At 57.8% G+C, this 23,219-nt stretch carries 19 protein-coding genes; all 19 read right to left on the bottom strand.

The annotated features are described in order from the left end of the window. The gene (locus QEH57_RS14235; RefSeq protein ID WP_309007418.1) at positions 1 to 1,941 is read right to left on the bottom strand and encodes a TonB-dependent receptor; all 1,941 of its coding nucleotides are present in this window, start codon (positions 1,939 to 1,941) and stop codon (positions 1 to 3) included. Between the two features lie 356 nt (positions 1,942 to 2,297). Further along, positions 2,298 to 2,954: a cytochrome c gene (locus QEH57_RS14230; protein ID WP_309007417.1), complete on the bottom strand. Its 657-nt coding sequence runs from the start codon at positions 2,952 to 2,954 to the stop codon at positions 2,298 to 2,300. Further along, a complete protein-coding gene (locus QEH57_RS14225) occupies positions 2,954 to 3,580 on the bottom strand; it encodes a cbb3-type cytochrome c oxidase subunit II (RefSeq protein ID WP_309007416.1) in 627 nt (208 codons plus the stop codon). Before QEH57_RS14225 ends, QEH57_RS14230 begins: the two co-directional genes overlap by 1 nt. Then, positions 3,577 to 5,058 (bottom strand): cbb3-type cytochrome c oxidase subunit I, encoded by a 1,482-nt coding sequence (locus QEH57_RS14220; RefSeq protein ID WP_309007415.1) that lies wholly within the window; start codon positions 5,056 to 5,058, stop codon positions 3,577 to 3,579. Before QEH57_RS14220 ends, QEH57_RS14225 begins: the two co-directional genes overlap by 4 nt. Positions 5,059 to 5,100: 42 nt before the next feature. Further along, on the bottom strand, positions 5,101 to 5,382 hold the full coding sequence (locus tag QEH57_RS14215) for a hypothetical protein (RefSeq protein ID WP_309007414.1): 282 nt from the start codon (positions 5,380 to 5,382) through the stop codon (positions 5,101 to 5,103). Positions 5,383 to 5,390: 8 nt separating this feature from the next. After that, the gene (locus tag QEH57_RS14210; protein ID WP_309007413.1) at positions 5,391 to 6,617 is read right to left on the bottom strand and encodes a hypothetical protein; all 1,227 of its coding nucleotides are present in this window, start codon (positions 6,615 to 6,617) and stop codon (positions 5,391 to 5,393) included. After that, positions 6,614 to 7,228 carry a cytochrome c gene (locus QEH57_RS14205; protein ID WP_309007412.1) on the bottom strand — a complete coding sequence of 205 codons (615 nt, stop codon included), beginning with the start codon at positions 7,226 to 7,228 and terminating at the stop codon, positions 6,614 to 6,616. The genes QEH57_RS14210 and QEH57_RS14205 overlap by 4 nt, the downstream gene beginning before the upstream one ends. A gap of 4 nt (positions 7,229 to 7,232) precedes the next feature. Beyond that, positions 7,233 to 7,763: a DUF3341 domain-containing protein gene (locus tag QEH57_RS14200; protein ID WP_309007411.1), complete on the bottom strand. Its 531-nt coding sequence runs from the start codon at positions 7,761 to 7,763 to the stop codon at positions 7,233 to 7,235. A 1-nt stretch (position 7,764) separates the two neighbouring features. Then, positions 7,765 to 9,225 (bottom strand): NrfD/PsrC family molybdoenzyme membrane anchor subunit, encoded by a 1,461-nt coding sequence (gene nrfD, locus QEH57_RS14195; protein WP_343224780.1) that lies wholly within the window; start codon positions 9,223 to 9,225, stop codon positions 7,765 to 7,767. Beyond that, entirely contained in the window at positions 9,225 to 12,548 is a 3,324-nt protein-coding gene (locus QEH57_RS14190) for a TAT-variant-translocated molybdopterin oxidoreductase (RefSeq protein ID WP_309007409.1), read from the bottom strand. The genes nrfD and QEH57_RS14190 overlap by 1 nt, the downstream gene beginning before the upstream one ends. After that, entirely contained in the window at positions 12,545 to 13,201 is a 657-nt protein-coding gene (locus tag QEH57_RS14185) for a cytochrome c3 family protein (RefSeq protein WP_309007408.1), read from the bottom strand. Before QEH57_RS14185 ends, QEH57_RS14190 begins: the two co-directional genes overlap by 4 nt. 382 nt (positions 13,202 to 13,583) lie before the next feature. Then, positions 13,584 to 14,282, bottom strand: a complete 699-nt coding sequence (locus QEH57_RS14180) for an ABC transporter ATP-binding protein (protein WP_309007407.1) — start codon at positions 14,280 to 14,282, stop codon at positions 13,584 to 13,586. Next, the gene (locus QEH57_RS14175; protein ID WP_309007406.1) at positions 14,279 to 15,532 is read right to left on the bottom strand and encodes an FtsX-like permease family protein; all 1,254 of its coding nucleotides are present in this window, start codon (positions 15,530 to 15,532) and stop codon (positions 14,279 to 14,281) included. The genes QEH57_RS14180 and QEH57_RS14175 overlap by 4 nt, the downstream gene beginning before the upstream one ends. Positions 15,533 to 15,627: 95 nt before the next feature. After that, complete coding sequence (locus tag QEH57_RS14170; RefSeq protein WP_309007405.1) at positions 15,628 to 16,875, bottom strand: type II secretion system F family protein; 1,248 nt, start codon at positions 16,873 to 16,875, stop codon at positions 15,628 to 15,630. Between the two features lie 114 nt (positions 16,876 to 16,989). Beyond that, the gene (locus tag QEH57_RS14165; protein ID WP_309007404.1) at positions 16,990 to 18,681 is read right to left on the bottom strand and encodes a GspE/PulE family protein; all 1,692 of its coding nucleotides are present in this window, start codon (positions 18,679 to 18,681) and stop codon (positions 16,990 to 16,992) included. Between the two features lie 8 nt (positions 18,682 to 18,689). Beyond that, a complete protein-coding gene (locus tag QEH57_RS14160) occupies positions 18,690 to 19,268 on the bottom strand; it encodes a hypothetical protein (RefSeq protein ID WP_309007403.1) in 579 nt (192 codons plus the stop codon). A 17-nt stretch (positions 19,269 to 19,285) separates the two neighbouring features. Beyond that, the gene (locus QEH57_RS14155) at positions 19,286 to 21,493 is read right to left on the bottom strand and encodes a secretin N-terminal domain-containing protein (RefSeq protein ID WP_309007402.1); all 2,208 of its coding nucleotides are present in this window, start codon (positions 21,491 to 21,493) and stop codon (positions 19,286 to 19,288) included. A gap of 8 nt (positions 21,494 to 21,501) precedes the next feature. Then, complete coding sequence (locus tag QEH57_RS14150) at positions 21,502 to 22,080, bottom strand: hypothetical protein (protein WP_309007401.1); 579 nt, start codon at positions 22,078 to 22,080, stop codon at positions 21,502 to 21,504. Next, a complete protein-coding gene (locus QEH57_RS14145) occupies positions 22,080 to 23,207 on the bottom strand; it encodes a hypothetical protein (RefSeq protein WP_309007400.1) in 1,128 nt (375 codons plus the stop codon). Before QEH57_RS14145 ends, QEH57_RS14150 begins: the two co-directional genes overlap by 1 nt. Positions 23,208 to 23,219: the final 12 nt, after the last annotated feature.

The following is a 23,219-nucleotide window of genomic DNA, read 5'->3' as shown; positions in this document are numbered from 1 at the left end:
CTAGAATTCCGCATCGAATCCGATGCGGAATTGCCGGCCACGGTTCTCGAGACCGCTGATCAAGGTTTCGACTTGGGGCGGCGTTTGGAACCGTTCGTCCAGAGCGTTTAGCACATGAACGTAAAGGTCGACCGCCTCGTTCACCTCGTAGCGAATGCTACCCCTGGTACTCCAATAAGAATCGAGCTCCAAGTGCTCGCCTTCGACCGGGGTCAGCATCGAGCGCTCGCCATGGTAGGAGCTACCGAGCGAAACGTTCCAGCGATCGAGCTCGTAGTTGGCTGCCCACGACGCCAAGGAACTCGCCTCCCGAAAGGTCGATTCCGGCTGGGAAAAGAAACGGGTGTAGGAAGAACGCAGCAGCAAGGATTCGCTCGCCTGGATCCGATACTCGAGCTCGAGCCCGCGGTTCCGCTCCTCTTCGCTATTCACGAACGTTCGAGTCCCGTCGATGAACCCGTTCACGATGGAATCACGAAAGCGATTCTCAAAGAGGGATGCGCTCAGAGCTTGATTCTCAAACTCCTTGAGAGCGACGACTTCCCAAGTCTCTACCACCTCCGGCTTCAATCCCGGATTCCCGATGATCAAGGGATTGTTCATGGTGAACATTTCTACCGACGAAGGGCTGCGAAACGCCTCGCTGTACAAGAACTTGAGCACCAGTCCGCGTTCCCCGAAATCCTTTACCAAGCCGAAGCGCGGAGAAATGCGAGAGGACACCAAGCTGTCCCGGTCGTACCGAAGCCCTAAGGTCAAACGCCAGTCATGACCCAAATGCGTCTTCAACTGACCGAAGGCGCCTAAGACTTCGCGATCGTTCTTCGCGTACAAGGGAGTCGATTGGTCCAAATCGCCATAGTAGCGCAGCGGAAAATCCCCGCGCGCCAGCGCGCCGAGGTCATAGTTGCTGTAGGCCTCACCCTGCTTAAGCCGGGGAGACCTCCACTCCCCGCCGAACACCAAGCTCCCCTCGCTGCCGAACCACCATTCGTGAACCGCTCGCGCGCCCCACTCCTTTTCCCTCAAAAGCGTATTCGCCTGAAATTCAGCGTCGCTCGCCGGCTCGCTCACATCCGATAGGTACCCCTCCGGCAAAAAGACGAAACGGACCTGCTCTTCCCAATCCTTCCAGCCTAGGGAAAACTCGGTCCGGTGCTCCCTGGACCAATCCTTCGACTTACGGAGGTGGACGCTTTCGTACACCGTTTCGTACTTGTTGAAACCATCCTTCAAAGTCCCGACCACGTAGAAGTCCTCGGCCAGACGACGGTTCCGCCGATACGTAAGCCGCCACCCTTCGAGCTCAAGACCCAAGGAGAGGTCTTCACCGGTAAAAGGGTCGGTCGTTTCGGTAAATCCGGAAAAGGGATCGTAGGCAGCCAGGCGCTCGCCATCGTCCTCATAGGCCCGCAAACTTACGCTATAAGAAAGCGGCCCCGTATCCCCGCTGGCGGACAAGTAGGCTTCGCGGCTGCCGTTCGCGCCCACTTGAGCTCCATAGCTTCGAGCGTTCCTGCGAGTAACAATATTCACCGTGCCGAGAAAGGCTCCGGTTCCGTACAAGGCCGAGCCGGGGCCCCTCAGGTATTCGACTCGCTCGACGCTACGGGTCGAGATCAATGGAACCGCAAAGGCGCCGCCGCCATAAAGCGTTGTATCCACTCGCTCTCCATCCAGCAAGACGAGCACCTCTCGACTGGTGGTACCCACCTTCCGCCCCCGCGAAGAAAACGGCAGGGAATGGCCCGACTCGCCCATCTGGTAGGATTGGAAACCGGGAACGTAATCCATCAAAGCCTCGATGCTTTCCACCCCCATGCGTTTTATCTCTTCCCCCGTGAACACAGTGGTCGAGACCGGGGCCCATCGTTGCTTCTCTTCGATCAGCGAAGCTCCGGTGATCCTCACATCCAGCAGCTCATCCAGACTCAAGGACATCAGATCGCCCGTGTCCGCGACAGAAACAGTGCCGCAAAAACTGATACCGAGCAAGGCTGCTACCCGGAGCGCCCCCCGCCACGCGTCCATCCAAGCGCTTGCGCGCATTCGGCTCGGGTACCGAACTTCCATGTATCGTTTACTCCAGGGCAACATTTCGCAGAACAATCTCAAAAATACCTAGGCGAGATCCTCGCCGAGACAATCCCAAGCGAAAAAAACATGCCCCGCAGATACGGAAACAACGAATCGGGCCTGCCTTCCCCGACCCCTCCCCTGCGCTCGAAATGGTAAGAAGCCAAAAAAAGGCCATCCCGCCGAGGGATGGCCTGAAAAAGTTTCGTTAGGGAAAAATCCTAGAAGTGTTCCGCCAACTCAGCGGCGGTCCAAGCGCCACGGGAGCCGATCTCCGATCGGATGGCCGCAACCTGCTCGGCTGTCACCTCGCTGGCTCCGTTATCCCACTCGCCCCGGATGTAAGTTACGACCGCAGCGATTTCAGCATCGTCGAACACCGCACCGAACGCTGGCATCGCGCCATTGTAGGTGCTGCCCTTGACTTGGATTTCTCCGCCGAGACCGGAGAGCAGAACCTTGATCGGGATCTCCGGCGCCCCTGTAACCCATTCCGAGCCAGCCAGCGGAGGAAACGCTCCCGCAAGGCCTTGGCCAGATGCCTGGTGACAGGCAACGCACTGCTGGGCGTAAAGCTTGCCGCCATCGATGACGACTGGACCTTCGGGCTCCTGCGGACGGTTCTTGTAGGCTTCCATGGCAGCGATGTGCTGCCTTTCGGCGAGTACGCCCTTGGAATCGTATTCCGCGAAATAGCGACGTTGGTAGAACCAAGCGAAAACGAAGACGATGATCAAAGCGGCGGCGGTGAAAAACGCGACCGGCGATCCCTCGATACGCTTGCGGCGAATCTGGGCGTGCACGCGCAAAACGCTCTCGTCGCTCGCCTTGCTAGCGTCGACTCCTGGCAAATGTGGTTGTTCTTGATCGTCTTGCATCACTTGTAGGCGAGCTTTTCAGGCGTGGGAGCCTCTTCAATGTCGTAGGCTTGGCTGAGTCCCAGCATGTAGGCAACCAAGGCGTTCGCTTCGGGAGTGGGAACCACTTCGTAGCCCTCTTCCGGACGGTAGCCTTCCGGCAAGTCGAGCGCTCGATTCGAGGCGGGGCCAATGATCTTGCGCGTTTCGAAAAGGAAAGCGTAAGGAGGCATGTTGCTGCCAGGCGAAGTGATCTGCGGATTGTAGAAGTGCAGGTAGTGCCAGTCGGCATCCGTGCGGCGGGTGCCGACGTTCGCGAGATCCGGACCGACTCGGTTGTAGCCCGTGAAAACTGGGCTCTGGTCCACGTAGTCGAGCGGCATCGATTGACGGTCGCCCCATCCGCGAGCGATGTCGGATCCAACCGTGGCCAGCGTCTGCTGGGTATGGCAATTCACGCACCCCTGCTCCTGGTAGACCTCGCGGCCTTGCAGCGCTAGGCCAGCCAGCAGGGTCGGAACGCGAGATTCGCCCTTGCCGATCGGAGCCAGGTTGCCCGCTTCTTGGATTGGCTTGACGAGAGTCACCGCCCAAGAGAGCGAGACAATGATCAGCACACCGATAAAAATGAAAGGTCCTCTGTTCATGAGTGCGTGTACTCGAGTTCAGGAGCTGGCTCGATCAAGTCAGCGGATTGCTCTTTCTCAGTGCGAGGAGAGAGGAGTATCCAAACGAACGATACGGCGTAAGCGAAGTTTCCGATCGCGAACAGAACCGAACCGATGGTCGTCAGGAAGAGGTAAGTTTTTGTGTTCTGCAGGATCGCTATCGTATCGGCGTCGCTGCCGTTAAGCAGGGCTCCATGGGCCCAGCCACCGTATACCAAGCTTACCGTTACGAGGAATATGCCGAGGCCCTGAACCCAAAACTGCAGATCCGCGAGCGAAGGGTTGGGAAGCTCCTTGTTGAGCAAGCGCGGCAAGATGTAGTAGACCATCCCAGTGAAAGCCATGCCCGCGAAGCCGACGAGGAAAAGGTAACGCACGCCGTCGTTGAACTGGCTGAACTGCGTAACTTCCTGAATTCCGCGCAGCGAACCGAGGATCGTCAAAGCGGTGGCTACGATGAACGCGAAAACCGCGTAGAAGACGTAACGCACAGAAAGCGTGTCCCAGATCTTCGAAAAGCTTGCGAACAAGCTAGAGAGGAACTGCATCGTAAATACGGAAAGCGGCAAAAAGAGGCCGAAGCTAGCGACCACGCCTACCGAGGCCACCCATGCCGGGAACGGACCGTTCACCAAGGAAGCCAAGCCAGCCGCGCTGGAGAAAAAGATCCAGCTCCAGAAGGCGATGCCGGACTGGCGGTAGCCCACGATGTGCTGGCCGAGGGCCTTGGGAATCAAGTAGTAGATCGTGGCAAAAGCGAAAGGCGCCACGACCAAGCCGAGCAGGTTCCCTCCAAACCAAGCAGCCACGACGCTCTGGAAAATGCCTTGGGCCGGCATGCAGAAGATCATGGCTTGAGCGATGGAGAAAATCCAAACGAAGCTGAACACCCCCGCCAAGGCGTACCATTGGGACGCGTAGGAGGAACGGTAAGCGCGAGCCTTGAAGGCCAGCAGTATCCAAATTCCGATTCCGATGAACGCAGCGAAGAGGAAAGGAGCTGCGTAGCTCGGGAATTCGAGCATGCGGTACGGATTCTGGTCTCCCTTGAAGATGCCAAACAGGCCGATGATCACCGCGATGTTCCAAGCGCCGCCGGAAATGGCGAGAAGACCGCTGTTCCCGCTCGGACGTCCGCCCAAACGAGCGATGATCCAAGCCACGCAAGCGAGGCCCGCGTTGAAAAGCCATCCGTAAACCAATGCGTTCCAGAACGCGGGGTAGGCCTTGCCATAGCTCAGCCAGCCGTATTCGGAAAGGTAGGACGGAGAGTGCAGCTTGATCGAAACGATCAATCCGAGCAAGGAAGCGACAAGCAGCCAGAAAACTGAGCCCTTGATCAGCCCAAGCACCGCGAAGCGCATGGACGAGTCGATCGTCTGTTCCCTTTCACGCTGCGATCCGTCGCCTCCCAGACTGGGGAAGACCGACGAAAAGAGGTTGCAGATCAAATTCATAGCTTAGTTCGAGAGTGCGAGTACGCGGCGTCGAGAAACCTCTTACTTGGCGTTTTCGGCGATCACGAGCTCCTTAGCTCGCTCGATAGAAAGGCGAACCTTGCCGTTAGCGGCATCGGTAACCTTGGTCGTTGAGAGGAGTGACTCAGCCTCGCCGCGGTGTTCCGCAAGCGTCTTGTCTGGCACTGTGAAGTTCGATACTTCTTCAGTCTCGGTCGAGTCGACGTATACCTTGCTGGTGAGGAACCAGAAAAGCAGGAACAATCCAATGATTGCGACGACGACCGGGAATGAACTACGCGATGGTGTGTGCGCTTGTGTCATTTGAGAAACTAGTGGTTGTGGTTCAAGCACTCCCCTATGCGAGGGTCGCGAATTGGGATGATCTTAACCTTGTAGTAGCTGGTCCAATACGCCCAGAGCAGGACTCCGATGCCACCCAGCACGGAAGCTGCGAGCCAAAGGAAGCCGAGAGGCTGGTGGAAAAGCTGAGCGGTATGCCCATGCACCTTCAAGGACGGGAGGATGTTGAAGATCAGATCGAACAACTGCATGAAGAGGATCCAGCAAGCCATGAACACCATGGCTGGGTACTTGGTCTTCAGCGGAAACTGTAGCATGAACAGGAACGGGAAGAGGAAGTGACCGAAGATCAGGAACATGGATACGCCGTACCACATGCCCTCCTCGCGGAAGTTGTACCAGAAGGTTTCTTCAGGAATGTTTCCGTTCCAGATCAGGAAGTACTGGGAGAAGCTGATGTAGGCCCAGAAAACCGTGAAGGCGAAGCACAACGTGCTGAGGTCGTGCAGGTGCTTCGTGTTGAAGATGCCCTTGAGAGGCCCCTTCGCCACCAGGAAGGCCGCGACCAATACCAAGACCGCGAGCGCGGCGCGCATGGAATTGGCGAAGAACCAAACCCCGAACATGGTGGAGAACCAGTGGTACTCGAGGGACATAATCCAGTCGAAGCCGGCCATGGACCACGTGAGGGCCACCACGATCAATCCACCCGCGGCGTGCTTGCGGCTCGAATAGGTGTGCTCTGCGGATCCGTCTTCGTCCTGGGAGAAGGAGTTGCGACGGAAGGTGCGAGCGAAGTAGATCCATGCGAGGAAGCAGACCACCGCGCGAATCCAGAAGAAGGTCTCGCTCAACCACCAAGTCTTCTTGAGGTAGAGGGGATCCGTTCCGACGGTGCCGTGTCCATGGAGCTCATGGTCGAGATCCATCCAGATCCAAAGCGTATCCTGCTTGTAGAGGTACGTGATGAGGAAGAGCGGGATGAAGAGCACCGCCATCCATGGGAGGGCAGCGAGGAAGTTCTCCGCCTGACGACGGATAACGGTCGACCAGTAGGCGTCGAAGATATGGTGAATCATCACCAAGAACAGCATTCCGATGGTGATCGACGTGGTGAAGATCATGCCGATCAGATAGCAGAAGGAGGCCATCCGTGGATCGACGAACATGCCGATAAACGAGATGATCAGGCCAACGGCACCGATCAATAGCCACTTAGTTGGGTTCGGAAGCGAAGCGTCGCGTTCTGCACTCATAGTCCTAGTTCCTCCTTGCTAGCAGGAGTTAAATCTTTGACGGAGCCGTTCGCTGCGCGCTGGAGAGCGCGGACGTAGAGAACGACCTTCCAACGGTCTTCGACCGAAAGCTTTTCCTTGTAGCCGAACATACGTCCGCTGCGGCTACCGTTTGCGATGTAGTGGTAGAGTTCGCCATCCGCCATGTCCGTGTAAGGAGCAGCTGTCAGGTTGGCGATCGCCGTCATGCCGAAGGCAGCCGTGCGGCCTTGGCCGTCACCCGCAGCGCCGTGGCAGGGCGTACAATAGATGTTGTAGCGTTCCTCGCCGCGCTCCATGGCGGCTTGAGTCACCTCGATCGGGAAACCGTTGCCGTAAGCCTCGCCGTTCTTGCCGGTCGCCTTGTAGGCATCCGGCTCGAACGTGCCGCGAGCGACCGTGCCGGGAACGGGCAAGCGGTCGGTGCGTCCATCCGCGAAGAAGGCGCTCTCCGCCTGCGGATGGTACTTTGGCATGTGGTCCATGTCGTCGAAGATTTCGAGAGGACGCTTTGTCGTCTTTGTGCCTCGGAAGCCGAGCACGCTTACCGCCGCGATCACGACGAATGCAAATATCAGGTATACGTAGCGCATCTCGTTATTTCTCCATGTCGGAAACTTCGACCGGATGCAGCCCCTCGATGAAGGAGCGCGTCTTAACGTCGTCGTACTGTGGATCTTCAGACTCGATGTAGAGGAAGAACTTGTCGTCGGACATTTCCGCCACCTTCTCGGTCTTAAGCGCCGAATGGTAATGCATTGGCAGCTTGTTGAGGATGAACATGCCGATGATCGAAGCAAAGGCAGAGAAGAGGATGGTGAGCTCGTAGGACACCGGGAAGGCGAAGTACGGGCTGAAGAGCGGCTTGCCGCCGATCAGGATCTTGTAGTCAAACGCGTTGGTGAAGAAGATCATGCTCATACCGGTGATGAATCCGGTCGTGCCGCCCACGATCGTGAAACGCGGTACCCAAGAGCGCTTGAGGCCCATGGCCCCGTCCATGCCGTGGATCGGAAAAGGCGTGATCACGTCCCAGCGCTTGAAGCCAGCGTCCCTCACCTTCTCGGCCGCATGCATGATGTCAGCCGGGGTGTCGAACTTTGCGAGAATTCCAAATTTGTCCGCCATTTTAGTTATTAACGTAGTCGCCGCTGCCGGCTTTGTGAGTGTGCGCGTGGTGAGGATCAGCCTGCGGGGTTACTGCCTTGATTTCCGCCATGGCCATGAGAGGCACGAAGCGAAGGAAGAGCAGGAACAGCACCGAGAAGAGACCGAAAGTTCCAAGGTAAGTGAAGATGTCCACCACTGTTGGAGAGTAGTAACCCCAGCTCGAAGGAAGGAAGTCACGGGACAGGGAGGTCACGGTGATAACGAAACGCTCGAACCACATGCCGACGTTGACGAAGAGGGAGATAACCCAAACCAGCGTCGTGTTCTCGCGGATGCTTTTGAACCAGAAGAACTGAGGAGAGATAACGTTACAGGAAATCATGATCCAGTACGCCCAGGCGTAGTTGCCGAAAGCGCGGTTCACGAAAGCGAAGATTTCGAAGTCGTTCGCGCCGTAGGCAGCGATGAAGAACTCCATGCCGTAGGCGTAACCAACCATGGTACCGGTCGCCAAGATGATCTTGGTCATACAGTCGATATGGTACTGGGTGATGAGGTCCTGCAGGCCGTAGATGGCGCGCAGGGGCAGCATCAAGGTGATAACCATGCCGAAGCCGGAGAAGATCGCGCCAGCAACGAAGTACGGCGGGAAAATGGTGGTGTGCCAACCAGGGACCAAGGAGATCGCGAAGTCGAAGGATACGATAGTGTGTACCGAAAGTACCAGCGGCGTGGAGAGACCAGCCAAGATGAGGTAAAGCATCTCGTAGTTGCTCCAGTGGCGGTTCGATCCGCGCCAGCCCATGGCCACGATGCCGTAGGCGATCTTGCGGAACTTCGTCTTGGCGCGGTCGCGAACGGTCGCGAAGTCAGGAATCAGGCCGATGTACCAGAAGAGCACGGAAACCGTACCGTAAGTCGATACCGCGAACACGTCCCACAGCAGCGCCGAACGGAAGTTCGGCCAGATGCCGTTCGCATTCGGGAACGGGAAGAGATAGCCCGGATAGAGAGCGAACCAGACACGACCGACGTGGAAGACCGGGAACAAGCCCGCACAGACCACCGCAAAGATCGTCATCGCTTCCGCCGCGCGGTTGATCGAAGTACGCCACTTCTGCCGGAGCAGACAGAGAATCGCCGAAATCAGCGTACCCGCGTGGCCGATACCGATCCAGAATACGAAGTTTACGATCGCCCAACCCCAGTTAACTGGATTGGCCAGACCCCAAACGCCGACACCCGTGACTACGAGGTATCCGAGACCGATGAAGGTGAAGCTTGCGGTGGCGCAAGCGATGATGAAGCACACCCACCACCAGGTAGGAGTCTTCTCTTCGATGATACCGCAGATTTTCTCAGTGATCCAATTGAAGGAACGGTTGTTATCCACGCACGCTTGGCGCGGGATATCGACCGGATTCACTTCATCGAGAATCGCGGGTCTCACTTCTTGAGAATGGGAGCTAGCGCCGGCCATTAGTGGTGTCCTCCTTCAGCTGTATCTGAGTGTGAGTCGTGGTGGTCTTCGTCATGCGAGCCATGGGAATCGTGGGAAGCTCCTTTCGGGGCCTTTGCCTTGTACTCCTTCTTGGAGAGAGGCATCTCGTAGTAATCTGGCATCTCCGGATTTGGATTGCGGATACGAGCCATGAACGTGGTGCGAGGACGCGTGTTCAAGTATCCAAGAAGCGAGTACGAACGCTCGTTTTCGCGAAGTTGCGAAACGCGGCTGTTCGCGTCCTTCAGGTCACCGAATACGATAGCATCCGTCGGACAAGCCTGCTCGCAAGCGACCTTGATCGCTCCGTCGCGGACTCGTACGTCACCGCCGTCGCCGGCCTTGGCCTGCTGGGCGATCTTCGCCTGGTTGATGCGCTGCACGCAGAAAGTACACTTCTCCATCACGCCGCGCATGCGCACGGATACGTCCGGATTCTGAGCCATCTGCACGAGCTCCGGCATGCCCTTCGGAGCGAGCGGCCCCATGTAGAGCTTATCGAGCTCGCGTTGCTGGTAATCGAAGAAGTTGAAACGGCGCACCTTATAAGGACAGTTGTTCGCGCAGTAGCGGGTACCGATACAACGGTTGTACGCCATGGCGTTGAGGCCTTCTTCGTCGTGAACCGTCGCGTTTACAGGGCAAACCGTTTCACACGGCGCCGTTTCGCAATGCATACACGCGATCGGCTGGAGCGAAGCCTGCGGATTCTCTGGGATCTCCGTGTTGTCCTTCGCGCCAGAGGAGAAGTAACGGTCGAGGCGAATCCAGTGCATTTCGCGGCCACGGCGAACTTGGTCGCGTCCCACGATCGGAATGTTGTTTTCGCTCTGACAGGCGATAACGCAAGAGTTACAACCCGTACAAACGTTGAGGTCGATGCTCATGCCCCACTGGTGGATGCCAGTGAGATCCGGATGCTCGTAGATAGAGCCGCCACGAGGCGTTTCGCTCACCTTCTCCTGCAACGGCATGTCTTCGGCTCCAGCATAAATAGCTGGGGAGTGCGACTCCATGCCCATCTTGGATACGAAATCCTTGTCTGCCTCGTAGTCTTCGAGATTGCCTTCGCGAACGATGGCGCGGCCTTCCATAGACCAATGCTCTTGAGTGCTCGCGAGCTGGTATTCCGCGCCGGTCAGGGCCAAGGTCGCGTTCGTGACGAAAGCGGCAGCCGAACGGATCGCGTAAGCGCTGAAGCCCGAGCCTGTACCAACACGGCCCGTCTTGGTGCGACCGTATCCAAGCGGCAATACAACCGTGTAGTTGTCGAGACCGGGCTGGATGTGGATCGCGCCGGTAACTTCGCGGCCGTCCACCTTGATGGTAGCAACCGAAGCGAACTGGCGACCGTCGCGAACCTTGTTCGGGTTCTTGCGGGCAACTTGGATCGCGGAGTCAGGAGCGACGATGCCGAGATCCTTCGCAAACTTGGGGCTAACGATGATAGCGTTATCCCAAGTCAACTTAGTCATCGGGTCCGGACACTCCTGCAACCAACCGTTGTTGGCGAAGCGGCCATCATCGACGGATGCGTCGTTGAGGAAACGAACTTCGAGGCTGTCCTTGCTCGGAGCCGCGGGAGCCTTGAAGCCCTTCAGCAGGTTAGCGAGCTCGAGCCCGGAAACGTTGCTGTTGGAAACCCGGTAGCCGTCAGCGGTGAAGCCTTCGTTGAGGAACGCTTCAAAGGCGCGCTTGCCGGGCGTACCCTTGGCAGCCTGGAAGGTTGCGTACACGAGGCTGTAACCGTCCGGATTCGCTTCGCCAACGAGGCGAGCGAGTACTTCGATTTCGGATACGCCGTCGAAGAGAGGAAGAATCATCGGCTGCTGCGCCACCACGTCGCCACCGTAGGTGCGGCCATCGCCCCACGCTTCCAGGAAGTGGGCTTGCGTGATGTGGTAAGTCGACTTTTCGGAAGTCTCGTCGGCGTAGTAGCCGAGGCGAACGACCTCCCCTACCTGCTCGAGAAGCGCCGAGAAGTCGATTCCCGCCGGAGCGTTGTACACGGGATTGCCGCCCAGGATGACGAGCGAGCTTACCGATCCTGCCTCGATGCTGGATGCGAGGTCCTGGATGGAAGCGGTCTTGCCGTTGTCTATGGAAACGAGGGAAACAGTCTTCTTCAGGTTGCCGAGCTTCTCGTTGACCAAGAGGCCGAGAGCGTGGGCTTCCGGCGAGAGGTGCTGGCCTACGAAGACAAGGCTCTCGCCCTTGTGCTGAGCGAGGTCGTCGGCGCACTTGGCCGCCCATTCCTGAGTCTCCGCGTCGAGCTTGCTCGCGAGCGGGCTGAGAACGGAGTTCAGGGCATTGCCTTCTACGCCGAGGTCGAGCTCGAGTGCGACGGCCGCCAAGAAGGAAACCATCTGGCTGGAAGCGAGACGCTTGCGGTGGTCCGCCATGGCGCCAGTGATCGAGAAATTGCTCTCTACCGAATAGAGGCGATTCATCGCGTCCTTGCTGGAACGAACGCGGCGGCCTTCTGCAAACTGCTTGGAGAACTGTACCGAGCCCTGCTCTTCGTCGAGGAAGTCAGCGTCTACCGCAAGGATGCGGGAGGCCTTGGAAAGGTCGTACTTCGGCTGAAGCTTGTCGTTGCCCGTAACCTTGGCGGCTGCGATGCCAGCGTTGCTCGCGTCGATCGCGTCGTACTCGGCCCAAGTCGCTTGCGGGAAGGCCTTGAGGAAGGCTTTCTTGAGGCGAAGGCGCGTTGGCGAGGAAGAGCTTTCGGCGAGAACCGCGACGCCCTTGCCGTTGGAAGCGGCGTACTTCTTGTTGAGAGAAGCAAGCAGATCGTTGACGTCCGCGTTGCTAATCTTGGACCCGCCCTTGGTATGGGCAGTGGCGCGATCCGGATCGTAAAGATCGAGGATGGCGGCCTGCGCCTTGCGGGTGGTGCCGCCCTTGTAACCGGGATGGTCGGCGTTGCCTTCCACCTTGGTGGGACGGCCCGTGTGCGTCTCGATAAGGAGCGGAAGCGTTTCGCCGCGCAGCGGGAAACCGGTCGCATAATAAAGAGCCTGACCAGGGATCTGGTGCTCGGGCATCTTGGAATGCGGAAGGATATGGGACTCCGGACGGCGGCAGCCGGCAAAGCCGAGTCCGCCGATCGCGAAGGATGCCGCCATGATCTTGAAGAAGTGGCGACGATCCACTTCGTTCATCTCGGAGGCTTCCGGTCCGAACTCGCGCTCTACCTGAGCGAGGAATTCGGGAGATTGCGACAAGTCGTCGAGGCTGCGCCAGTAGCGCGGGCCTGACAGTTCCGCTGTTTCAGGGTGATTGTAAGGTGCGCGTTTCATCGGTGGCAGCCTGTGCAGCTTTGAGGAGGAGTGATGTTGCGTTCTTCAACGAACTTGAGGCCGTCCTTGATCTGGCCCTGCTTTCCGCCTGGGTGTACCCAGTCGAGATTGAAGACTTGGTCGACCGGACGAAGGACTTCTTCCGGATGGCGGTGACAGTCGAGACACCAGCTCATGCTCATAGGCTCGGCGTGGGAGACGACTTCCATCTCGTTGACCTGGCCGTGACATTCCACGCAGGAAACGCCGCGGGTCACGTGAGCCTGGTGGCTGAAGTAGACGTAGTCCGGCACTTCGTGGACGCGCTTCCAAGCAACCGGATCGCCGGTGGCGTAGCTCTCGCGTATCGGAGCGAGCAGGTCGCTGTCCGTCTTGATCATGCTGTGACACTTCATGCAAGTGTCCGCAGCAGGGATGTTCGCAACGTCAGACTGGTCGACCGAATCGTGACAGTAACGGCAGTCGAGCCCGAGCTCGCCCACGTGGAAACTGTGGTCGTATGGGACCGGCTGGGTTGGCTCATAGCCAACTCTGACGTAATTCGGCGTCACGTAGTAGGTGATGCCGGCAAGGAGCGTAGTCACGAAGACGAAGATGAAAACAACGATCTTCAGTGGCAACGCGTTCGACCACTTTGGAAACACTTTAGACATAGCGGTAAAAGGTTAGCCGTTCCTGTCAGGGAAGTAGCAGTTAGGCGAAGCGCGAATCCTCTCGGTTTACCGACCGAGGGTCTTGGCGCAGCTTTATAGTAGAAGCATTCGAAGGATTACCCTTCGCCTTGCTACGAGCTAGCAGCTTAGGCAATGCGACGACGCCAGCCACGACGGCAGCGATCGCAAGTAGAAATGATTTGCGGGAATTTTCGGAACTCACTGAGCAGAAGGTTAGGCTTTAGAGGAAACGGCAGTGAAAGAGCCGCCAATCGAAAGGCAAATAAAATGTTGGACACTTTAGAGCGCCTGCAAGGGGTTATTAGCAGAGGTACAGTTTATTAATCCCACTTCTAATAGCCATGAGCGGCGTACATGCAAATCACTGGACGAAAAGCCCGTCCTCCATGCGCAGGATTCGGTCGCAACGCCCCGCCAGCTCGGGATTGTGGGTCACGATGAGCACCGCTTGCTGGTACTCCTTGGCAAGGCGGGTCAGTAGATCGAACACCATCATCGAGTTTTTCAGGTCGAGATTTCCCGTCGGCTCGTCCGCCAAAAGGACGCTCGGCCGGTTCGCGAGCGAGCGCGCGATCGCCACCCGCTGCTGCTCGCCGCCCGAAAGTTGGGAGGGACGGCGGTGGGTTTTGTCGCCCAAGCCGACCTGCTCCAGCAGCTCCTTCGCCCGCTCCCCCATCTCGTCTTCGCTTAATTTCCCAAGCTTGCGCATCGGCAGGATGACGTTTTCGAGGGCGGAGAACTCCGGCAAGAGGAAGTGAAACTGGAAAACGAAACCGATGTGCTCGCAGCGAAGCCGGGTATGGGCACCGTCCCGATCGAGCGGAACCGCTTCCCCGCCGACCAAAATCTCGCCCTCGTCCTGGCGGTCCAGCAATCCGAGCAAGTATAGGAGCGTACTCTTGCCGCAGCCGGAGGGTCCGACCACCGCGGAGATCTCGCCGCGGTTCAACTCGAGATCGACCCCTTTCAAAACATGCACGCGGGCCTCCCCCTCCCCCAAATGCTTGTGCAGGCCGCGACACGACATGGCGACCTTCGCCTGATCGGAACGAGCGCTCATGAGGCAGTCCCCCGAATGACATCCCCCGGCACCAAGCGAGCTGCCCGCCGCGCCGGAGCCAGACTGGCGAACAAAACGATAACGATCGCCGTCACCGCCGCCCAAAAATAATGCATCGCGGACCACTCCACCACATAGCTATCGGTCGAGAAGATCCCCCGCACCCGCAGCGGCAAGTGAGAGACGCCATAGGTCACGCCCGCTCCGAGCGCAAAACCAAGAAATACGCCGAACACCAAGACAATGCCGCCCTGCCACAGGAAAATGGCCGAAATGTCCGATCGGCTGTAGCCCATGGAGCGCAAGATCGCGATCTCCCGCGTCTTTTCCATCACGATCATCACCAGCGTGTTAAACATGCCCAAGCCGGAGATCAGGATAATCGTCGAAACCGTAATCACCGCCGAAACCTGCAGCGCCTTGAAGACGTCTAGCCAAACCTTTTCCCGATCCTGCCAGGGAGCCGCCGCGTGCTGCACCAAGTTTTCGATCACCAAGGCATCGTACTCCGCCCGATCCCGGTCGAAGACGCTGACTTGGATGAAGGTCACGCCGTGCGGACGCCGCAGCAAGGAGCGGGCCTGGTCCAAGTGCATGAAAACGCGAACCCGATCGATATCGGAAACTCCCGTTTCATAGACCCCGCTCACCCGATAGCGGCTCTGCTCCCCGCGGCTTTCTATTATAATAGAGTCGCCCACTCGAGCTTGCAGGCGATCCGAGAGCTTTCGCCCAATCAAAATCCCAGTGGGAGCCCGCCGAAACTCCTCGATGCTCCCGAACACCAGCTGGTCCTCCAGGTCCGAAACCGCGAGGTGGTCGTTCAGCACGATGCCGTAAACCTGGGCCGACTCCATGCGCAAAGGACTTTGCACCTCCACTCGCCCTTTCAAGACCGAGGAAGTCGCCGCCACATTCGGAATGCTCTGCAAGGCGTCGATAATCTTTTCCGGATACTCGACGCCCTCCACGTACCGGCGGTTGCCGCGGTCCGCTACGAAAAACTTGGAATCCGTACGCGTGCTGGAAGCCGCCTCCATCTGAGCCAAGGTCGCCTGGAACTTGTCTTCGATGCGGATCGCCCCGTCCGTGCCCAAAATCGTCCGGATGAAAAACTCCTCGAAGCCACTGAGCTGCGCCTGCGTTACGATGAAGAAGCCCACCCCGAAAGCGATGCCGCACAAGCTCATCAGCATGGAGCGCTTCTTGGCTAACAGGAACCGGGTCGCGATTTGAATGTTGGGGCTCATCAAGGAAAAGTCCCAGATAGGCGACTTTGACCCAACGCTTCAACTACAACTTTAACGAAGCCGCCGGAATCCCCGCCACGCTCAGCCCTGACCCGCTAACCCGACAAACTGCCGCTCAACTGGAAGACCGCCGAAATGATTCCCAGCGCCACCAGCCCCACGAACAAGAAGACGAAGATCAACACCCCGATCGACACCACGCCGATGAACGACTTGATCGCCTTGTCTACACGTTCTGAATACTGACGCGAAAGTTGCTTCAAGCCCGGCACCACGTTACCGGTGTTTTCTCCCACGGTGAAAATGTCCAAGGCCATCCCGTCCAAGTAGCCCGTGCCCTTGAAGGCGCTCGATAGCGAAGACCCTTCCGTCACCTTCCCGCGAGCTTCCACGAAACGCTTCCGCATCGCATGGTTCGTCAAGGAGCGTTCCGACATCTGCAAGGACTGCACCATGGTAATCCCGTTTTCCAAAAGCAGCGACAGCACCTGCACCATGCGCAGCACCTGCACATCGCGCAAAAAGTGCCCCAGCAAGGGCAATCCTAAGATAATATCGTCGAAGCGCAGACGACCTGCCTTCGTTCGCCTCCAAGACAAGAGAGCCGTCACCCCGAACAAGCCCGCGATCACGATCAACCAACCATAGCTCAAAGCAAAGTCCGCCAAGCCAATCAGCACCTTCGTCGACAGCGGCAAATCGCCGCCCAAAGAAGCCAGCAAACCTTCGATCTGCGGCAGCAGGAAAAACAAGAACAGCAGCACCAAGCCAAAGGCCACCACTATCAAGAAAGATGGATACGCCATCGCCGCGCTCAGCTTACCCTTGATCGCCTTCGCCTCTTCCAGGTTCGCCACCAAGCGACCCAGCACGTTGTTCAAGTTACCCGTCGCTTCGCCAGCTTCGATCAAACTCACCATGCTGTCGTCGAAAACCTGCGTTTGCTTGCGACACGCTTCCGACAAGGAACGCCCCTGCCGCACATCATCCCACAGCACGTTCGCCAAGCGCTTTTGCGAGGGATCGTTCAAGCGGGCGCTCATCAACTGCAAGGCATCCCCCGCTTGCACGCCGCAGGCCAGCAACTCCTTCAGGGCCGAGAGAAACGGCAGCGTCACATTCCCGTCGAGCTTGCCGGACTTCCCAGACTTGGTGAGAAACGAGAGACTCAAGCCTTCCGACTTCTTCGCTCCCGCCAGCTTCGATCCGCTCTCCGCTACAGAAATGGGCTTCAGCCCCTGAGCGCTCAACTTGCGCACCGCGAGCTTGCGCGAAACCGCTTCCACCTCGCCTCGCGTCGACGCCCCCGAGGCATCCCTTGCACTGTACTTGAAAACCGGCACCGTGCTAAAAGAGTGAAGAGTGAACGGCGAAAAGCGTAGCTGCCTTCGACACGCCCCTACCCCTGTTTGTATTCAAAATCCTCATATCGCTTTTCGGGCTCCGCCTAGCTCTCGTCACTCGCCTTCCTTCACGGAGATCGTACGCACCACCTCTTCCAAAGTCGTGAGCTTGCGGTTCACCAAATTCCAGCCGGACTTGCCAAGCGAAACCATCCCCGCCTGCAAACCGAGCTGACGAATCACCGGGGCAGCCTCGCGACGCACGATCGGATCGTGCATCTTTTCCGTTACCCGCAAAATTTCATAAATGCCGATACGCCCCTTGTATCCAATCCCTCGACACGTCTCGCAACCGCAACTTTCAGGCAACTGCAAAACTCCCTCCGCCAAATCCGGGTTCAGGTCCAGCACTCGCAAGGCATCCTCGACTTCCTGCGGTTCCGCCGCCCGCATGCCCATGCAGCTCGGGCAAGCGCGACGCAGCAAGCGCTGGGCGATGACCATCTCCACACTGGAAGCAATCAGGAACGGCTCCACTCCCATATCGATCAATCGAGTGATCGCCCCCGCCGAGTCGTTCGTATGCAAGGTGGAAAAAACCAGGTGACCGGTGAGCGACGCTTGCACCGCGATGTCCGCCGTTTCCCGGTCTCGGATTTCCCCGACCATGATCACGTTCGGATCCTGACGCAGCACGTGCCGCAAGGCCTCCGCGAAGCCAAAGCCGATGTCGGGCTTCACTTGGATCTGGTTCACTCCCGCAACCTCGTACTCGATCGGATCCTCAACCGTGATGATGCGACGATCGTCCGAATTGATGGAGCGAATAAAGGCGTTCAAGGATGTCGACTTACCCGAGCCCGTCGGGCCAGTGACCAGGATAATCCCGTGCGGCAAATTCAACACTCGGTTCACGACCTCTGAATCCCGCTCCGACATGCCGAGCTGGGCCAAGCTAAGCGGCTTGTCCTTCTTGTTGAGCAGACGCAAACTGATGCTCTCGCCGTACATGACCGGCATCGTGGAAAGGCGAATGTCCAAAGTCGTAGAACCGACCCGATGGTTGATGCGACCGTCCTGAGGCAAGCGCCGCTCCGAAATGTTCAGCTTCGCCATGATTTTCAGGCGCGACACGATCGCGTCTTGGAAGCGTCTCAGGTTTTCGGGTACAGGAACAGGGACCAGCAAGCCATCGATCCGATAGCGGATTCGCAAGTGGTCTTCCATCGGTTCGAAGTGAATATCTGTAGCGCCCCCAGAGATCGCCTGGTTGAAGACCTCGTTCACGAAACGGATAATCGCCGCGTCCTCGTCCTCCTCCTCTTCGACCTGCTCGATGGCAAGCTCCGCTTCCAAATCGAAGGAATCGTCCAAGCTCTCCGCGCCGACGCCTAAATTTTGCGTAATGAAATTTGAAATACGCTCCGGGTGGGCAACGACCCAAACTGGACGTTCGCCGCAAGCAGCGTACACCCAGTCGTCCATCTCGTCGCTGATCGGCCAACTTGTAGCCAACGTAAACGGCGGAGCTTCGTCCTCCTCGTCGACCGGCCCGATCGGTACGCAGTGAAACTCGTGCAAGATGCGCAGCGGAACCCGTTGCAAGGCCTTCAAATCGAAGCGACTGGGCTCCACTTGCTCGAAGCCGCAAAACTCCGCCAGCTCCCCTACTAACTCGTTCAAGCTACGGCCCGCATAGCGAGCGATCCGCTCCAGCCGTTCGCCGCGCCTCGCTTCCGCGATCTCCGCCCGCTGCTCTTCCGTCAACTCGAAGCGATCTTCAAATGCTGTATCGACAATCTGCATACCTGCTCTCAGTTCGAGCCTCCATTGTTGCGATTCTCTAGCTGCTGGCGGCGCTCCGCTCGACGGCGGCGAATCTCCTCCGCCACTCGCTGGATGCGCTCACGCGCTTCTTCATCCGTTTCGACCCGGTTCCCCGGAGTCGCCCGCGTCACGCTTCCCGGCGTGGGCGGCGACGGCATGGCAATCGTATTGCGCGGGGCCGAAATCTTCAACGGTTCGATTTTAACCTTGTTGAGCGAAAGCTTCTTAGTCACTCCGCCTTGGGAAATGACCACCGTCTCGTTCTCTTCGTCGAAACGCTGAAAGCTTATACCGTATTCTCCAAGCTGACCTTGGCGTATCCAAAAACTCTTGTTCTCCTTCGCATCGAACAAACTGATACGAACCTTTCCGTTCATGACCATCAGCCCATTGAACTGAAATTGGTCGAGCGAGGAAGGTGCCACGTTCTCGACAACCGGTCCCGTATTCACCTGAGGCGCTGGCGTTCCGAACGGGTTAATGTCGGTAGCCTCGCCGTCCGCTACCTGGGCGGTAGCTACCGTTGCAGCCAACAGGGCCCAGCCGATTATCATTTTCCCGATCATGCCAATCCCTCCCGTTTTTAGTTACCCTTAGACTTCGCGGAACGAGCCTCGCCCGGTTCAGCGCGAGGCTGGGTCACATCGATATTGCCTGTTTCCAAAAACTCCTGAATGGCACGCGCGCCCTCGAGTTCGCGCAGCTTCTTCATCGCATCCGCATTCACGTCGTCCGTGGTGCGAATAACCTGCGGGCGAAGGAATACCATCAACTCGCTCTTGGTGCTCTCCTTCGTCTTAGTACGGAAAAGCTTCCCGAGCAGCGGGATCTCGCCCAGCAAATTCGCGCGGGTGCGATCCGTATCGAGCTTGTTCTTTTGCAGCCCGCCAAGGACCACCATCTCGCCATTGGAAACGCTCACGTAAGAAGTCGCTTGGCGCTTGCTGATGATTGGCTGCTCGTTTCCACCAATCGTCACGCTTCCCGAAATATCGTCGATCGTTTGGTCGATCTCTAGCTGGATAACGTCGTTCGGACCGATCAGAGGCGTCACCACCATTTCAATACCGATATTTTGGTACTGCACGGACTGCCTAAACGTATCGGAGATCGAAGAGTTCTGGGAACTCGTGATGATCGGATAGGAAACGGCCTCGATGATCTTAGCTTCCTTGTTGTGGGTCGTAACCAAAGTCGGAACCGATAGCAGCTGCACGTCGGAATCCGTACGGGCTTGATCCAAGATCGCGCTGAGGGAGAGGTTTGAAATGACCCCGTCGTCGTAGTTGAAGGTACCTCCAACGCCGAGTCCGAGAATATTGATCCCCGGAACCTCAACATTGCCTGATCCATCCGCCTGCTCCTCGTAGTTCAAGCTAAAGGCATCCATGCCTCGATTCAGACCGCGCGACTCGTTGAGGTTAACCTCTGCAATGATTACCTCGATGCGTACTTGCGGGAGCAATACGTCTATCTTGCCTACCAAAGCGCTCATCAGCTCCAAATCGTTGCGCGTTCCGGAAATCACCAACGCGTTGCTGCGCTCGTCCGCAAGGATCGTCATGAAGGTGCTGAACTGGCTATCGCGCTCTTCGCCGGAGGTAGCGGTTGAATTTGCCTGATTATTGTTCCGGGCAACGTTGTTGGCCGGGGTAGCGTCGTTGTTGTTGGAGAAGGTAGGATTTCCCGCGCCCGTTCGGCGATTGTTTCGCGTATTCGCGTCAGCATTACTGTTTGTCCGGTCGTTGCTATCGCTATTGGACTTGCCGGAAACGAATTGGCTCAGCAACGACGCGACCTCGGTCGCGTCCGCATGCTTGAGCGCGATCACTTCCATACGGGTGGACGGGTCCGCCTTGATGTCGAGCTTCTGGATGATGTCCTCGAAGAACTTCAAGTTGCTCGGGGCCGTCATGATGATGATCTGGTTGGTGCGATCATCGGCCGAAATCGCAGTGTTCGATCCGAAGAGGATCTGGCTGATCGAATTCCCCTCTGCCGCGACCGGACCGGGTCCCTCGCCTTCAGGGTTGTTGCGCCTGCCGCCGTTGGGACGGCCGGTGTTGGCATTCGTCTGATCTCCGAAACGGCTGCGAGCGTCCTCGATCATCTGCTGGACCTGCTGGGCGACCTCGCTCGCCTGCGCGAACTGCAAGGTATAAAACGCAGGTTCGATGTTCAGGCGCGACGGCTTGTCGACCTCGCTCACCACGTACTCGAGGCGCTGTAGGTTGCTGATCGTATCCGTCACGATCACCGCATTGGAATTCTGGAACGGGATGATCGAACTAAACCCCGGGCTCAGGAACTGCTGGATCTGCTGCTGAAAGGTTTGCGAATCCAAATGTTGGAGACGGAAGAGCTTGCTCACGACCTTGCCGCTGGCTGGCCGCTCGGCGAGACTTTCCACCACGAGCTCAGGGGCCTGGGTGCGGATTTCGCTCAAGGGCACGACCTTCAGGAATCGCTCGCCCAACGGAGAAATGCCGATGCCGTTAAGGCTCAGCAAACTCTCCAAAGCCAAGGTCAATTCGCCCACCGTGATTTGGCCGCCGCTGTCGAAGGTGATCTTAGGAGTCGGCAAAGCTTGTGGACGCAAAATCGCCCGCCCCGTCATCTCCGACAAGATCTCGAGCGTCCCTTCCAACTCCTGGTCCACCACCTTGTAGTTGGCGACCTTCTCGTCCGGATTCGGGATGACCCGCAACAGGTCCTGGTCCTGAGCGTTCAATTGAAAGGCTGCCCCCAAGGCGCAGGCGATCGACAGGACCGCGGTGATTGTCTTGTTCACCCAAATACTCATTTCGTATATTCGATAGACTTAAAAACGTAGCGGACATTGAGGAAGTCGTCATCCCTCTCCTGAGCCTGTATCACCACACGCTCCAGACTCAGGTACGGCAATTCGGCCTTTATCGTTTTCGTGAAGTTCTTGATTTTTGAATACGTCGCCTTCTGGACGACGAGTTGAAAGGTGTGAAAGTTCATCTCCGCTCCGACCTCCGTGCGCGGCGGCGGAAAATCGAAGGTGGAAAAGCCAGCGCGGCGCACCAAAGAGTCGATCTGCCCGCTCACTTCGTCTCGCGTCGGCAGGCTACCGAGATCGATCTCAGCCTTCTGCGACTCGTACGTTCCTCGATGCCGCATTTCTTCGTCCAACCAATTCTGCTGGCTCGTTTCGACCACGCTCGCATCCCAATGCTTGTCCTTTAGCAGGGATTGGCGGTCGAGCTGCCACGAGCCCCACACCAAGGCCAGGGCGAACGCGAACAACAGAGCCAGCACCTTCTCGCGCATGGTCATCTTGAAGAAAGCTCGGCGAGCCTTAACCAAAAAAACGGACAGCCGCGCCGCGAAACTTGTATCGCTTCTAGCCATTACTGAGTTCCTCCTGCCAGTTGATAGAACGCTCCAAACTTGAAGCGAATCGTAGCCGTAAAAGTGGAACCAGTCGGCTTGTTCACCTGCTTAGACAGCTCGACCGATTCGATCTTGTCGAAGCGATCGAGACGCTTCTTGAACTCCGTCACTTGCGTTTGGTTCGCTGCCTTCGCATCGATAACCAAGACGTCGGGCCCCTCCGTTTCGAACTTGCGATAAATGATGTTCGGGTGCTGCTGCAACGGCAGCAAGGCCTCGATCATGTCAAAGGGCTTCAGGTCCGACTCCAAAAAGTCGCGCAAGGTATTGCTGGTCACTTGCAAGCCCTGGATTTCCTCCACCAGCGGCGCTCGCTCCGCGATCTCGGAATTGCGGTAGGAAAGGTAAGCCGAACTCAGGCCCCAGTACACCTCGCCCAGCACGATGATCGCTATCAACGCCGCCAAGCCTCCCACACCCTTCCACAGGAGAGCGTTCTGCCGCTCCGTCTTCTGGGCTTGCTCGATTTGCTCCGGATCGCGCAGGTCCGCCTTCCAAAGCTGCGAGCGGCTGAAATCCACCTTCGCCACCGGCGACTCGCTGGAATCCACCGCTCCGAACCAAGCAGTTGGCCCCACCCATTTCGCCTCCGTATTGGCGTACCAAATACGGAAACGGGAAACGCCTAGCCGGCTCTTCGCAATCGACTCGAAACGGTTGAGCTGGCTCTTCACCGACGGCGCTTCTTCACCGTCCGGCCCGTCGAACTCCCTCGCTTCCGCGTAAAACGCGGCCGGCAGCTCCGACTTTTCGTCGTAGGAAAACGCCGCGAACGACTTCTCCGTCACCAGCGCCAAACCGTCTTCGCCCTTCGCGTTCGCATGCAAGCCCAACAAGAAATCCGGCAGCACCGCGTCCCCGCGCTTCCAAGCCGCTTGGTCGACCTTCTCGAAGCGACGCTTGTAGGCCGCGAACACGAAAGCGTACCGCCCTGCCTTGTCCAAACGGAAACCGTAATGCAGGTGGTCCAAAGGAAACGGCGACACGTTTTCCAGCTCCAAAAGGGCGAAGCCCTCCTCTTCTCCCTTTTCCAAATCGGACGGGATCTCGATGCGGCGGCAGAAAAACCAATGAGCCGGCGCCATAAAGGCGTCTAG

Source organism: Pelagicoccus sp. SDUM812005 (genome assembly GCF_031127875.1).
GTDB lineage: Bacteria > Verrucomicrobiota > Verrucomicrobiia > Opitutales > Opitutaceae > Pelagicoccus.
This window is presented reverse-complemented; position numbering and strand designations above follow the sequence as displayed.